This is a genomic window from Pseudomonas sp. RIT-PI-q, from assembly GCF_001297125.1.
Taxonomy (GTDB): domain Bacteria; phylum Pseudomonadota; class Gammaproteobacteria; order Pseudomonadales; family Pseudomonadaceae; genus Aquipseudomonas.
The window spans coordinates 140,667-153,293 of sequence record NZ_LHPC01000054.1 but is presented as its reverse complement, the minus strand read 5'-3'; the positions used below and the strand labels follow the sequence as shown (position 1 = coordinate 153,293).

Genomic DNA, 12,627 nt, shown 5'->3' with positions numbered 1-12,627 from the left:
GAAACAATGAATTCGATTTTTGCACCTCGTCATGAACAAAGCAAAGGCTTAGTGTGGGCCTCAAGACCTGCGATGCAGGCAACCCTTCCACTGGAGATTACCCACATGCCTCTGATGAAATTCGATGTTGTAGAAGGTCGTGACGACGCGCAGCTCAAAGCCTTACTGGATGCCGCGCATCGTGCGATGGTCGTTGCGTTTGAAGTGCCCGAGCGTGATCGTTACCAGATCGTCAACGAACACCGCCCCAGCCGCATGATCGTCGAAGACACCGGTCTGGATATTCCACGAACCAAAGACGTGATCATTATCAGCGTCACCAGCAGACCACGCAGTGAAGCCTCGAAGATCAAATTCTACGAGCTGCTCACTCAAGAGCTGCTGGCTCACTGTGATATCCAGCCGAGCGACGTGATGGTTTCCATTGTGATCAATGACGATGCCGACTGGAGCTTCGGCAACGGACGCGCGCAGTTCCTGACGGGCGAACTCTAAGGTTCACTCGCCACGGTCTCCTCTCGGTGTAGCGGGCTTGGCAGCCCGCTCCCCGCCTCCAAAAAAGTCCTCTCTCAACCCGCTTCAACGATGCCGAAAAACCGGCGCCCGCTTGGCGAGAAACGCCTGCATGCCTTCCTTCTGCCCATCGGTTGCGAATGCCGCCTGGAACAATCTGCGCTCGTGCAGCATGCCTTCGGCCAGGCTCACTTCCTGGGCGCGGTTGACCGCTTCTTTGGCCATCCGCACGGCCGGGGCGTTGTAGCCGGCGATGGTGTGTGCGGCCTCCAGTGCGGTTTGCAGCAGATCAGCTGAAGGCACGACTCGGGAAACCAGACCGGCAGCTTTGGCTTCGCTGGCATTGATGGTGCGCCCGGTGAGGATCATGTCCATCGCCAGTGCCTTGCCAACCGATCGGGTGAGGCGTTGCGAGCCGCCGATGCCCGGCAAAATGCCCAGCTTGATTTCTGGTTGGCCGAACTGCGCGTCTTCTGAAGCGATGATGAAGTCGCACATCATCGCCAGTTCGCAACCGCCACCCAGCGCATAGCCACTGACGGCCGCAATGATCGGTTTGCTGACGGTGAGCAATTGCGACCAGGCAGCGAACACGTCGTGTTGCTGCAGATCGACGAAGGTCTTGTCCGCCATTTCTTCGATGTCTGCACCGGCGGCAAACGCTCGTGGGCTGCCGGCGATGACGATGGCGCCGATGTTGTCATCGGTATCGAAGTCGTGCAGCGCTGCGACGACTTCGCGGGACATGGCCACGCTCAGTGCATTGAGGCTCTTGGGTCTGTGCAGCGTGATCAGCCCGACGCGTTCGCGCCGTTCGACCAGGATCGATTCGTAACGCGGCGCCGCGGCGCTTCGGGTCTCTGCTTCGGTGCTGGTTTTGACGCTGGTGATGGCCGATTTCTTGTCTTGGATGGCTGGAGCGGTTGCAGCTGTCATGGAGAATTCTCCTGGGTCATTGGGCAGGATTGAAAAATCGAATGATGTTTTAGATAGCTTCTTGCAGCAGCGATTCGTCGAACGGGCCTGTGGCTGGCGCGTAGTCGCCGGTGTTCGACATCAGCTGCGAAAGGATGCGCTCACGATGTTGATCAAGACCGGGGGCGCGCACCGGCGTGGTGACATCGATGTCGGCATAGGCATTGAGCTTGATCGGGTTGCCAGCGGTACGGAAAGCACGCCCGCCCTCGCCCTGCACCTGGATGATCATGTTGCGAGCTGCCAATTGCGGATGCTCGAACAGCTTGTCGATGGTGTTGATCGGCGAGCACGGCACGCCTGCTTCGTTGAGCCGGTCAATCCAGTGTGCTGCGGGGGCGGTCAGCGTGATCGCCTGGATCGCCTCGATCAACGCCGGGCGATTACGGCAACGCTGGGCATTGCTGAGGAACTGCGGCTCCAGCGCCATTTGCGGGTTGCCCAGCGCGTCGGCCATCAGCATGAACAACTGATCGTTACCCGCGGCAATGATGAAGCGCCCGTCTTGCGCGTCATACGCTTCAAACGGCGAGAGCGAGGGATGCGCGTCGCCGGTGCGGGTGGGCACCTTGCCTTCCACGTCGTACGTCGCCAAGGCAGTTTCCATCAGTGCTGCCTGGCAATCGAGCATCGCGATATCCACGCGAGAACCCTGTGCGTCGCGGGTGCGTTTGTACAGCGACGAGACGATGCCAATCACGGCAAACAGCCCGGCGCTGAGGTCGCCAAAACTGGTGCCGACGCGGGCTGGCGGTGCATCGGGCCAGCCGGTCAGGCTCATGATGCCGCCCATGGCCTGGACCACCATGTCGTAGCCCGGCAGGTCACTCATGGGGCCGGTATGGCCGAAGCCCGAAATGGAGGCATACACCAGGTGCGGATGAGTTTGCGCAAGCCGTTCGGCGCCATAACCCAGGCGGTCCATCACACCGGGGCGGAAGTTTTCGACAAGGACGTCGGCCTCGCCGAGCATGCGCTCGACCAGCTCGCGATCACGCGGGCTTTTGAGGTCCAGCGCAATGCTTTCCTTGCCTCGGTTGAAGCAGGTGAAATACGCCGAGTCATCCTCGACAAAAGGGCCGAAGGCGCGTGTGTCGTCGCCGGTGGCGAGTCGTTCGACCTTGATCACGCGGGCACCGAGGTCGGCGAGCACCATCGTGCAATACGGGCCTGACAGCACGCGTGAGAAATCGAGGACGGTGATGCCGTCCAAAGGCCCCTTCTTGGCAGGCTGGCCTTGCGAGTTATCCATGTGATTATTTCCTCTTTAGATGGATTAGTTAGTGACCGGCGATGATCCAGCGCGCGGCTTTCTCCGCGATCATCAGCGTCGGGCTGTTGGTGTTGCCGCCCGTGATGGTCGGCATGATGCTCGCGTCGACGACCCGCAGACCCTGGATGCCGTGCACACGCAGATGGCTGTCGACGACGGCCATCGGGTCGGACGCCTTGCCCATTTTGGCCGTGCCAACCGGATGAAAAATCGTCGAGCCAATGTCGCCTGCCAGGCGCGCCAGTTGCTCGTCGGTCTGGTACTGAACGCCCGGTTTGTATTCCTCCGGGACGAAGTGCGCCATCGCTGGCTGTGACGCGATGCGACGTGTCACACGTAGCGAATCAGCCGCTACGCGACGGTCTTCATCGGTGCTCAGGTAGTCGGGGGCAATGATTGGCGCGTCGCGGAAATCGGCGCTGCGAATCGACACCGTGCCGCGACTGGTCGGGTGGATGTTGCAGACGCTGGCGGTGATGGCGGGGAATGTGTGCAGCGGTTGGCCGAACGCTTCCAGGCTCAACGGTTGTACGTGGTACTGGAGATTGGGCTGGACATAGGACTCATCGCTGCTGGTGAAAATGCCCAACTGCGAGGGCGCCATACTCATCGGGCCACTGCGTTTGAGCGCGTACTCAAGGGCGATAGCGGCCTTGCCCAGAAGCGTGGTCGCCTTGGTGTTCAGGGTCGACGCACCGTGCACCTTGTAGACCGAACGAATCTGCAAATGGTCCTGCAGGTTGGCACCTACGCCAGGCAAATGCCGCACCACCGGAATCTGGTGATCATTCAGCAAAGCGGCATCGCCAATACCTGAAAGCTGCAGCAACTGCGGGCTGCCGATGGCGCCGGCGCTGAGAATCACTTCACGGTTGGCCCGGACTTTACGGTGCCCGCCTTCGTGAATCAGTTCGACGCCGCAACACACCTGTGTCCCGTCTTCACGCTGTTCAAAGCGCAGGCGAGAGACTTGCGCGCCGGTCCAGACCGTCAGGTTCGGACGTTGCTTGAGGATCGGCCGGAGAAACGCCTTGGAGGCGTTCCAGCGCCAGCCGCTGCGCTGATTGACGTCAAAGTAACCGACACCGCGGTTGTCCCCGCCGTTGAAGTCATCGGTCGGCGCAATGCCGGCCTGCTCTGCCGCCTTGGCAAAGGCGTCGAGGATGTCCCAGCGCAGGCGTTGTTTTTCAACGCGCCACTCGCCGCCGTTGCTGTGCAAGGTTCTGAAGCGTGCGGCCTGGCTGTTTTCGCCCTCGGTTGTCGCGGCATCGAGGCGATAGTGGTCCTCGTGGGCGCGGAAGTCCTTCAGGCAGGTTTGCCAATTCCACTCCTCATCGCCGGTGACGCTTGCCCAGTGATCGTAGTCCTGAGCCTGGCCGCGCATGTAGATCATGCCGTTGATGCTCGAGCTTCCGCCCAGTGTCTTGCCGCGTGGATAGAGCAATTCGCGGCCGTTGAGTCCGGCCGATGGCGCGGTTCGGAAACGCCAGTCGGTACGCGGGTTATCGATGCAATACAGATAGCCCACGGGAATGTGAATCCACGGGTAGTTGTCCGGGCCGCCGGCCTCGAGGAGCAACACGCGGTGGTTTGGATCGGTGCTCAGCCGGTTGGCCAGCAGGCAACCAGCCGTGCCGGCACCGATGATGATGTAGTCGAAACTTGGCTCACTCATTGGGACGCCTCACTTCTTACGAACGATGCACAGGCTTCAAATTAATTAGACCGATCGTATATTAAAGGTGAAAAAAAAGAGCCTAGGACCCCAGGCTCATCAAAAACATGTCTGCAAATACCCGCAACGGCTCACCGTTACGCTCAAGCTTGGCGCGTAGAACAGCACCTTCCCAGCCAATCCAGAAAAACGCCGCCCAACGTGCACAATCCGCATTACTGGAAATTTCGCCGGCCGCTTTGGCTTCCTCCAGACAACGCTCGAACCGGGCCTGCCAATCCAGAAGTACATCGGTCAGCTGTGCCTGGAAGGATTCCGGCAGCGCGCCCATCTCCTGTCCCAAATTACCGACGAGGCACCCTCGACGGAAATCGAAGCGCTGCATGCCCCGCTCTGCTTCCTCGCAAAAGGCTTCGATGCGCTTGAGTGGGGTCAGGCTTTCATCAAGCAGAAACCGATCAAGCTTGCGCACGAAGTAACGGGCGTACAGCGTGATCAGTTCACTGCCATACGCTTCCTTGCTCGCGAAGAAATGATAGAAAGAGCCTTTGGGCACTCCGACTGACTTGAGGATTTCGTCAATGCCGGTGGCCGAAAACCCCTTCTCCGTCAAGGCGGCGACGCCCGCACGGCACAGGGTTTCACGTGTTTCTCGGTAGTCGCCGACGGCTTTCGCCGGGCGACCACGCTTGCGAGGGATAGCAGTCATGTTCGTCATGTGTCGATTAATAGACTGATCGTCTTTATAAATCAACTGATTTCTCACCGTCGCCTCCCTCTTATTGAAACAGCGGTTTTATTTCGCCGTCGGCATCGCAAACTCGGCCCCTTTGCCGATGCTTTCTGGCCAGCGTTGCATGATCGATTTTTGCTTGGTGTAGAACCGTACGCCCTCCTCTCCGTAAGCATGCATGTCACCAAACAGGCTCTTTTTCCAGCCGCCAAAGCCGTGCCAGGCCATGGGCACCGGGATCGGCACGTTGATGCCGACCATGCCGACCTGGATGCGACGGCTGAACTCGCGCGCCACGTTGCCATCGCGGGTGTAGCAAGCCACGCCGTTGCCGAATTCGTGGTCGTTGACCAATTGCACCGCGGTGGCGAAATCAGCCACGCGCATGCAGGCAAGCACCGGGCCAAAGATTTCTTCTTTATAGATGCGCATGTCCGGGGTGACGTGGTCGAACAGTGTGCCGCCCATCCAGAAGCCTTCCTCGCAACCTTCGCCAGCGTCTGCGGCATTGAAGTTACGGCCATCAACCAGCAATTGCGCGCCTTCCTTGATGCCTTGCTCGATGTAGCCCGTGATGCGGGCATGGGCAGCGGGCGTGACGATCGGGCCCATTTCAGCCGCCAGGTTGCTGCCGTTGAGCACCTTCAATGTCTTGGTGCGTTCCAGCAGTTTTGGCATGACTTTGTCAGCCACGTCGCCGACCAGCACGGCGACCGAGATCGCCATGCAGCGTTCGCCTGCCGAGCCATAGCCAGCGCCGATCAGTGCGTCGACCACCTGATCGACGTCAGCGTCGGGCATGACCACCATGTGGTTCTTCGCGCCGCCCAGGGCTTGCACACGTTTGCCGTGGCGAGCACCGGTCTCGTAGATGTAATTGGCGATTGGCGTGGAGCCGACAAAGGACACCGCTTTCACATCCGGGTGTACCAGCAGCGCATCAACGGCCTCTTTGTCGCCTTGCACCACGTTGAACACGCCGTCAGGCAGGCCGGCCTGTTTCAGCAAATCAGCCATGAACAGGCTGGCGCTAGGATCGGTCGGGCTTGGCTTGAGAATGAAGGTGTTGCCCGCCGCGATCGCCACCGGGAACATCCACATCGGGACCATCACCGGAAAGTTGAACGGCGTGATGCCGGCGACTACGCCCAAGGGTTGACGCAGTGTCCAGTTGTCCATGTTGGTGGACACCTGATCGGAGAAGTCGCCCTTGAGCAACTGTGGAATGCCACAAGAGAACTCGACGATGTCGATACCACGGGCCACTTCGCCCTGGGCATCGGTGAAGACCTTGCCATGTTCGGCAGTGATCAGGTGCGCCAGTGCGTCTTTATTCTGGTTCAGCAGTTCCAGAAATTTGAACAATACCCGGGCGCGGCGAATCGGCGGCGTGTTCGACCAGGCGGGAAAGGCCGCCTCGGCGGAGGCCACGGCGGCGTCTACGTCCTGCGCGTTGCCCAGGCGCACATGGCGACTGACGGCGCCGGTGGCCGGGTTGTAAATCGGTTGAGTGCGTTCACCGCTGCCGGCGACGTGGGCGCCGTGGATGTACTGGGCAATTTCTCGGTTGTCGCTGGCAATGGTCATGACAAGTCTCGCTGCGGTGAATGAAGGTAAATTTCACCCCCAGAGTAGGCAGCGGTTATCGCCCTGACTACGGCAAAAACCTGAATTGATTGTTCGCTGTAGCGAACAATCAATAAGGGTGCGCGCATGGATTGAACACAAACCCTGTAGGAGCAAGCTTGCTCACGAAAGCGCTGTGTCACTCAGCAAAGGGTTGACCGTCAGACCGCATTCGCGGGCAAGCCACGCTCCTACAGGTACGCGCTAAGTCATTGATGACAGCTGATACCAGGCAACACCCTCTGCATCTTCCGTCACCACGACCCTTCCCCGCTCGACCAGATAGTTCAGGTTGGCCAGAGCTTCGCCGGTGGCAAGGGACAAGACTTCGTCATCGATCTTGCGAGCAAACAGCACGGAAAACACATCGACGACTCGCTTGGGCCCTTCAGCCAGTAAAACCAGTAACCGGTCCAGAGCCCGACGGTGACTGCGGTCCAGATGGTCCAGCCGCGCATGCAAACGGTGGAATGGATCGTCGTGGGCTGGCAACACCAGAACATCATCGGGCACCTGTCGGCGGATCTTTTCCAGCGACTCCAACCAGTCATGCAGCGGGTCGGCCTGTGGCTCGATGGCCAGTACCGAAACGTTGGAGGAGATGCGCGGCAGCACCTGATCGCCGGAAATCAACAGCTTCAATTGCGGGCAGTAGAAACAGGCATGTTCCGGTGAGTGCCCGGAGCCAACGATGACCTGCCATTGATGCTCGCCAATGCGCAGGGTCTGGCCGTCGCGCAGACGGCGGAATTTTTGGGGTAGCCGATAGATCATTTTTCCGTAGCCGCCGTAGCGATTGCGATAGACCTCCAGCGCGGCAGCATCCCAACCGGCGCGCCGGTAGAAATCCACATGCTCAATGGGCGCCTCGCGCCCTTCATCGGCGACCAGCACCCGACAGGTCATGTATTCGCCGTGCGTCATCCATAATTCGCAGGCGTGTTCATTTGCCAGCCAGCCCGCCATGCCGATGTGATCGGGATGCATGTGCGTGACCAGGATCCGGCTGGGTCCCGATTCGCCCAACGGAGCATCGGTGCCAGTCAACGTGCGCCAGGCTTGCACGGTTGCCTGCGTGTGCAGGCCCGTATCAAAAATTGCCCAGCCCTGCGTATCGCGCACCGCCCACAGGTTGATGTGCGACAGAGAAAGTGGCAACGGCATGCGCAACCACAACACGCCCGGAACAATCTCCTTGGCCACGCCGGGTGCAGGAGGGTCGCCGCAGGGATAAACCAATGGAATCCGTGATGGCTTGCTCGCAACCATGGAGCTCTCCCTGGCAGAAAAACCTTGGCAGCCGCTATCAACGGGCGCACTGGCGGCTACGGGTATTACCATCGTGGACGATTGCTATATCGAAGCCGCCCAAGGGCACTCGATGGCACTCATCAACATGGCTCCTCAGTCCAACAGCGTCATGCTTGCAAATTTCCCCGCCGGCGTAGCCCCCCTTTATGGGTGGTTCGCATCACGCGATCTGTGTTTGGGTCTGTAGCCGCTGTCGAGCTTGCGAGGCTGCGTTCGGCTGCGAAGCAGTCGTGAAATCAGACGAAACGGTGTTTCAGATAAATCTCGCACCCAGGTTTTACGACTGCTGCGCAGCCGAACGCAGCCTCGCAAGCTCGACAGCGGCTACAAGCGGCAAGTATTTTGGGTGAGTTGCGCTCATAGGCAGGCAGGCGCAAATTGATGCAGCTATGCGTTAGATAGAATGAATCCATACATTGCGCAATCTTGAAAAGCCCTTTGGGTCGTCATCGAATGATCGAGCTTGGGGGCATCCCTATCCCTGTTCATTTCTCTGTAGGAGTGACCATGATGCTCAAGCGCGTAGGCTCGCAGCCATCGATAAAAGGCCCTGAAGCATTCTTCACCGGCACCGTGCGCATGGACCCGCTAAACTCGCCACCTTTACCGGCCCGGGTTTCCGTCGTCAGCGTTACTTTCGAACCCGGCGCACGTAGTGCATGGCATACCCATCCGCTCGGTCAGACGCTGATTGTCACCGCCGGCTGCGGCTGGACGCAGTGTGAGGGCGAACCGATCGTGGAGATCCGTGCCGGTGATGTCATCTGGTGCCCGCCTGACCACAAACACTGGCACGGCGCATCCGCCACAACCGCCATGACCCACATCGGGGTCCAGGAAGCGCTGGACGGGGTCAGCGTCGTCTGGCTGGAAAAGGTCACCGATGAAGAATACAACGTCGGCCCGCCCTCCCCTGAGCCGAACGCAACCAAGCCCGAGTGACGGTCTTCTGCGCCACGTCCGAGGCATCTTCGCGCTACAGATCCAGCCACGGATTCGCTACTATGTTTGACCGTTACCCTTACCGTCAGCTTTCCTTGTTTTGGAGCCCGAATGCCTAGTCCCAAGGACATCGCCGCCGACAGCGGCGCACCGATGATTCCTGAGCAGCGCCGTGAATTGATGCTGCGACAGTTGCGCAAGCATCAGGTGCTGAGCGTTCATCAGTTGATGGAAATGTTCGACTGTTCGCACATGACCATCCGCCGCGACATTGCGTTGCTGGAGCAAGAAGGTCGTGCTTATTCGGTCACGGGTGGGGTGCGAATCGCCAGCCAGCTGCACAGTGAGCCGAGCCATCAGCTCAAGGCAGTGGTCGAGTTGCCGCAGAAGCAAGCCATGGCCAGGCTCGCTGCCAAGTTACTGCATGCCGACATGACGATTTACCTGGATGCGGGAACCAGCACGCTGGAAATTGTCCCCTACATCAAGGCGCTGTCCGGCATGACCGTGGTGACGAATGACTTCGGTATTGTCCAGTCACTGATCGAAGCCGCCCATGTCACGGTGATTCATACCGGCGGGCAGCTGGATCACTCCAATCAATCGTGCGTGGGTGGCCTGGCGGTGGCCACCTTGCGTCAGGTCGTCACCGATATCGCGGTCATATCGACCAGTTCCTGGGATTTGCGTCGCGGCCTCACCACACCTTCGGCGCTGAAGGTGGAGGTCAAACAGGCCGCGATGCAATCGGCCTCGCAAGTGGTGCTGGTGGCCAGCAGTTCGAAGTACGGCACATTCAGTATGTACAGGATCGCCGGGCTCGAGCAGTTCGACATCATCCTCAGCGACGACGCGTTGGCCCCTGCCGCGGCTGATGGCATCCGCAAGCAGGGTGTCGAATTGATGCTGCCTTCTGACACCGCATCGGCCTGAAACGACGGGCTTGTAGGAGCGAGCTCGCTCGCGATGGACGTTAACGATTACGCGTGCTGCCTGGATGCACGCGCAGCCCTCAGGTTCTTCGCGAGCGAGCTCGCTCCTACAGGTTTTCTTAGCGTGCCTTCCAGTCGCGCAGCCACTGCAAGCCGGCCGAGGTATTGCCTCGCGGGCGGTATTCGCAGCCGACCCAGCCGTCATACCCCAACTGATCGATCAGCTCGAACAGATAGGGATAGTTCACTTCGCCCAGGTCCGGCTCATGCCGATCCGGCACGCCGGCGATCTGGATGTGGCCGATGCCGTCGAAGTCCCGACGCAGTTTGGTCGCCAGGTCGCCCTCGACGATTTGGCAGTGGTAGCAGTCGAACTGGACCTTCAGGTTACTGGCGCCGACTTCTTTGCAGATGGCCTGTGCCTGGTCCTGCCGGTTGAGGAAAAACCCTGGCATGTCCCGCGTATTGATCGGTTCAAGCAATACCGTGACCCCGACCTTGGCCGCCTGAGCGGTGGCGTAGGCGAGGTTTTCCAGGTAGATACCGTGATGCCGTGCCCGATCGTTTTCAGAGGGCAACAGGCCGGCCATCACATGGATGCGTGAGTTGCCCAACGCGCCGGCGTATTCCAGGGCGCGATCAAAACCACTGCGAAATTCACGCTCCCGACCCGGCAACGATACGGTGCCCCGCTCGCCCGCCGCCCAATCACCGGGCGGCGCGTTAAACAGGGCCTGCACCAGGCCGTTGTCGTTCAAGCGTTGCTTGAGTTCTTCAGCGCTGTAGTCGTAGGGAAACAGATATTCCACCGCTTCGAAACCATCGGCGGCCGCGGCGGCGAAACGATCCAGAAACTCATGTTCCGGGTAAAGCATGCTGAGGTTGGCAGCAAAACGAGGCATGGTAGCTCCTATAGATGGCTTTTTTGTTTGTAGGAGCAGAGCTTGCTCGCGAAGGCGATCTCACGTACGCCATCGCCAGCAAGCCATGCGCCTACAGTTCGTTAGACAAAGGGCCAGATCAGCAGGGTAATACAGAAACCCAACGTACCGAGCAACGTGGTCAATACCGTCCAGGTCCGCAAGCCGTCGGCCACGTTCAGCCCGGCCAGCTTAGTGAAAATCCAGTAGCCGGCATCGTTGATATGCGACATCGCCAACCCGCCACCGCCCATGGCCAGGCACAGCAGGGCCATGTGGTTCGGGGTGAGATTGAGGGTCACGATCAGCGGGCTGATGATGCCGGCGGTGGTCACCAGCGCCACCGTGGTCGAACCCTGCACCGCGCGCAACAGCATGGTCAACAGAAAGCCCAGCGCCAGCACCGGCAGACCGGTGGTGCGCAGCATATCGGAGACCACGGCGCCGATTCCGGTGTCCACCAGCACCTTGCCAAACACCCCGCCGGCACCGGCAATCAGAATCACCATGGCCACACCGGGCAAGGCTGAACCGATCACGTCGGACACCTGAGTACGGCTCCAGCCCCGACGCGAACCCAGCAACCAGGCACACAGCAACGTGTCGATCAGCAGCGCCACCAGTGGCGCGCCAAGCACGGTCATGATGCCGCGCAAGACCGATTCGGCAGGCAGCAGCGAGGTCGACAGCGTGCCCAGCAGAATCAGAATGATCGGCAGCAGGATCAGGCTGACGATCAGGCCAAAACCCGGCGCGGGGGCCGGCGGCAACTTGGAAACGATGCTGCTGGTGGATTCTTCCAGGCCCATGTGCGAGACGGCCACGGCCGCTTGCGCGGTGTTGGTGTCGTTGCCATTGGCCCAGGCGGCCAGATCTTCATTGGTGACATGCGGGCCATAGACCTCGGCACGAATATCGTCGGTCATCGGGTACACGCGACGGGTCATGCGCCCGGCCACGCGGTAGCCGACATAGCAAAGGAACGCGGTGATTGGCAGACCGAACATCAACACGCGGCCCAGGTCCGCGCCCAACTGACTGGCCGCAGCGACTGCACCGGGGTGTGGCGGCAGAAAGGCGTGAACGGTCAACAACGCCGCACACATCGGCAGGGCGAACACCAACAGCGGTTTGCGCGCACTGCGCGCGACGCTATAGGCCAACGGCATCAGGATGATCACACCGACCTCGAAAAACACCGGCACCCCGACCATGAAGCCAGCGATCGTCAACGCCAGCGGCGTACGTCGATTGCCGAAACGGGCAATCAGCGTCTTCGCCAACGCCTCGGCACCGCCGGAGAGCTCGATGATCCGCCCGATCATCGCGCCCAGGGCAATGATGATCGCGATATGGCCCAGGGTTTTGCCCATGCCGCCTTCGATGGTCGCGACCAGGTCGGCCGGTTTCACCCCAGCCACCAGCGCCACCAGAATGCTCACCAGCATCAAGGCCACAAAGGGCTGAAATTTGTACTTGAGCACCAGGAACAACAACAGCGCGATGCCCACCCCGGCGGTAATCATCAGGACTAACGGGCTCATTGCACAAACCCTCCACGCCGGGTAAACGAAACGGTTCTGTCACTGGATCTGCAAATGCCACCGTGAAGGTGTGTCATGTTTGGATTTCCTGTTGTTATTGTTTTTCAGGCAAGCCGGGACCGTCGGGAGTTGTTGCGCCTCTCCCGGGCAAAGCCTGCGTCATCGATGGGGCGTGTTACGTCT

General features: G+C 60.0%; 11 protein-coding genes. 3 read left to right on the top strand and 8 right to left on the bottom strand.

Annotation, left to right across the window (positions count from 1 at the left end; all coding sequences use genetic code 11):
* Positions 1–105: 105 nt before the first annotated feature.
* Complete coding sequence (locus tag AEQ67_RS28880; RefSeq protein WP_059407170.1) at positions 106–495, top strand: tautomerase family protein; 390 nt, start codon at positions 106–108, stop codon at positions 493–495.
* Positions 496–579: 84 nt separating this feature from the next.
* Here AEQ67_RS28880 and AEQ67_RS28875 read toward each other — a convergent pair whose 3' ends face one another.
* The 6 genes from AEQ67_RS28875 to AEQ67_RS28850 all read right to left on the bottom strand — a co-directional run bounded on the left by AEQ67_RS28875 (position 580) and on the right by AEQ67_RS28850 (position 8,064).
* The gene (locus AEQ67_RS28875; RefSeq protein WP_082377985.1) at positions 580–1,449 is read right to left on the bottom strand and encodes an enoyl-CoA hydratase; all 870 of its coding nucleotides are present in this window, start codon (positions 1,447–1,449) and stop codon (positions 580–582) included.
* 49 nt (positions 1,450–1,498) lie between these two features.
* A complete protein-coding gene (locus tag AEQ67_RS28870) occupies positions 1,499–2,740 on the bottom strand; it encodes a CaiB/BaiF CoA transferase family protein (protein ID WP_059407169.1) in 1,242 nt (413 codons plus the stop codon).
* 28 nt (positions 2,741–2,768) lie between these two features.
* Positions 2,769–4,436: a GMC family oxidoreductase gene (locus AEQ67_RS28865; RefSeq protein WP_059407168.1), complete on the bottom strand. Its 1,668-nt coding sequence runs from the start codon at positions 4,434–4,436 to the stop codon at positions 2,769–2,771.
* A gap of 82 nt (positions 4,437–4,518) precedes the next feature.
* The gene (gene acuR / locus AEQ67_RS28860; RefSeq protein ID WP_059407167.1) at positions 4,519–5,154 is read right to left on the bottom strand and encodes an acrylate utilization transcriptional regulator AcuR; all 636 of its coding nucleotides are present in this window, start codon (positions 5,152–5,154) and stop codon (positions 4,519–4,521) included.
* Positions 5,155–5,232: 78 nt separating this feature from the next.
* The gene (locus tag AEQ67_RS28855; RefSeq protein WP_059407166.1) at positions 5,233–6,756 is read right to left on the bottom strand and encodes a CoA-acylating methylmalonate-semialdehyde dehydrogenase; all 1,524 of its coding nucleotides are present in this window, start codon (positions 6,754–6,756) and stop codon (positions 5,233–5,235) included.
* Between the two features lie 243 nt (positions 6,757–6,999).
* A complete protein-coding gene (locus AEQ67_RS28850; RefSeq protein ID WP_059407165.1) occupies positions 7,000–8,064 on the bottom strand; it encodes an MBL fold metallo-hydrolase in 1,065 nt (354 codons plus the stop codon).
* Between the two features lie 549 nt (positions 8,065–8,613).
* Here AEQ67_RS28850 and AEQ67_RS28840 point away from each other — a divergent pair.
* Positions 8,614–9,048 (top strand): (R)-mandelonitrile lyase, encoded by a 435-nt coding sequence (locus AEQ67_RS28840; RefSeq protein ID WP_059407163.1) that lies wholly within the window; start codon positions 8,614–8,616, stop codon positions 9,046–9,048.
* Between the two features lie 111 nt (positions 9,049–9,159).
* Positions 9,160–9,981 carry a DeoR/GlpR family DNA-binding transcription regulator gene (locus tag AEQ67_RS28835; protein WP_059407162.1) on the top strand — a complete coding sequence of 274 codons (822 nt, stop codon included), beginning with the start codon at positions 9,160–9,162 and terminating at the stop codon, positions 9,979–9,981.
* Positions 9,982–10,099: 118 nt separating this feature from the next.
* Here the strand turns inward: AEQ67_RS28835 and otnI are convergent, their stop codons facing one another.
* Both otnI and AEQ67_RS28825 read right to left on the bottom strand, forming a co-directional pair.
* On the bottom strand, positions 10,100–10,882 hold the full coding sequence (otnI, locus tag AEQ67_RS28830) for a 2-oxo-tetronate isomerase (protein WP_059407161.1): 783 nt from the start codon (positions 10,880–10,882) through the stop codon (positions 10,100–10,102).
* Positions 10,883–10,983: 101 nt separating this feature from the next.
* The gene (locus AEQ67_RS28825) at positions 10,984–12,444 is read right to left on the bottom strand and encodes a GntT/GntP/DsdX family permease (RefSeq protein ID WP_059407160.1); all 1,461 of its coding nucleotides are present in this window, start codon (positions 12,442–12,444) and stop codon (positions 10,984–10,986) included.
* Positions 12,445–12,627: the final 183 nt, after the last annotated feature.

Excerpts from the sequence above, each read along its gene's own strand:
- AEQ67_RS28880 (WP_059407170.1), top strand. The coding sequence starts at position 106 with ATGCCTCTGATGAAATTCGATGTTGTAGAAGGTCGTGACGACGCGCAG.
- AEQ67_RS28875 (WP_082377985.1), bottom strand. The coding sequence starts at position 1,449 with ATGACAGCTGCAACCGCTCCAGCCATCCAAGACAAGAAATCGGCCATC.
- AEQ67_RS28870 (WP_059407169.1), bottom strand. The coding sequence starts at position 2,740 with ATGGATAACTCGCAAGGCCAGCCTGCCAAGAAGGGGCCTTTGGACGGC.
- AEQ67_RS28865 (WP_059407168.1), bottom strand. The coding sequence starts at position 4,436 with ATGAGTGAGCCAAGTTTCGACTACATCATCATCGGTGCCGGCACGGCT.
- acuR (WP_059407167.1), bottom strand. The coding sequence starts at position 5,154 with ATGACGAACATGACTGCTATCCCTCGCAAGCGTGGTCGCCCGGCGAAA.
- AEQ67_RS28855 (WP_059407166.1), bottom strand. The coding sequence starts at position 6,756 with ATGACCATTGCCAGCGACAACCGAGAAATTGCCCAGTACATCCACGGC.
- AEQ67_RS28850 (WP_059407165.1), bottom strand. The coding sequence starts at position 8,064 with ATGGTTGCGAGCAAGCCATCACGGATTCCATTGGTTTATCCCTGCGGC.
- AEQ67_RS28840 (WP_059407163.1), top strand. The coding sequence starts at position 8,614 with ATGATGCTCAAGCGCGTAGGCTCGCAGCCATCGATAAAAGGCCCTGAA.
- AEQ67_RS28835 (WP_059407162.1), top strand. The coding sequence starts at position 9,160 with ATGCCTAGTCCCAAGGACATCGCCGCCGACAGCGGCGCACCGATGATT.
- otnI (WP_059407161.1), bottom strand. The coding sequence starts at position 10,882 with ATGCCTCGTTTTGCTGCCAACCTCAGCATGCTTTACCCGGAACATGAG.
- AEQ67_RS28825 (WP_059407160.1), bottom strand. The coding sequence starts at position 12,444 with ATGAGCCCGTTAGTCCTGATGATTACCGCCGGGGTGGGCATCGCGCTG.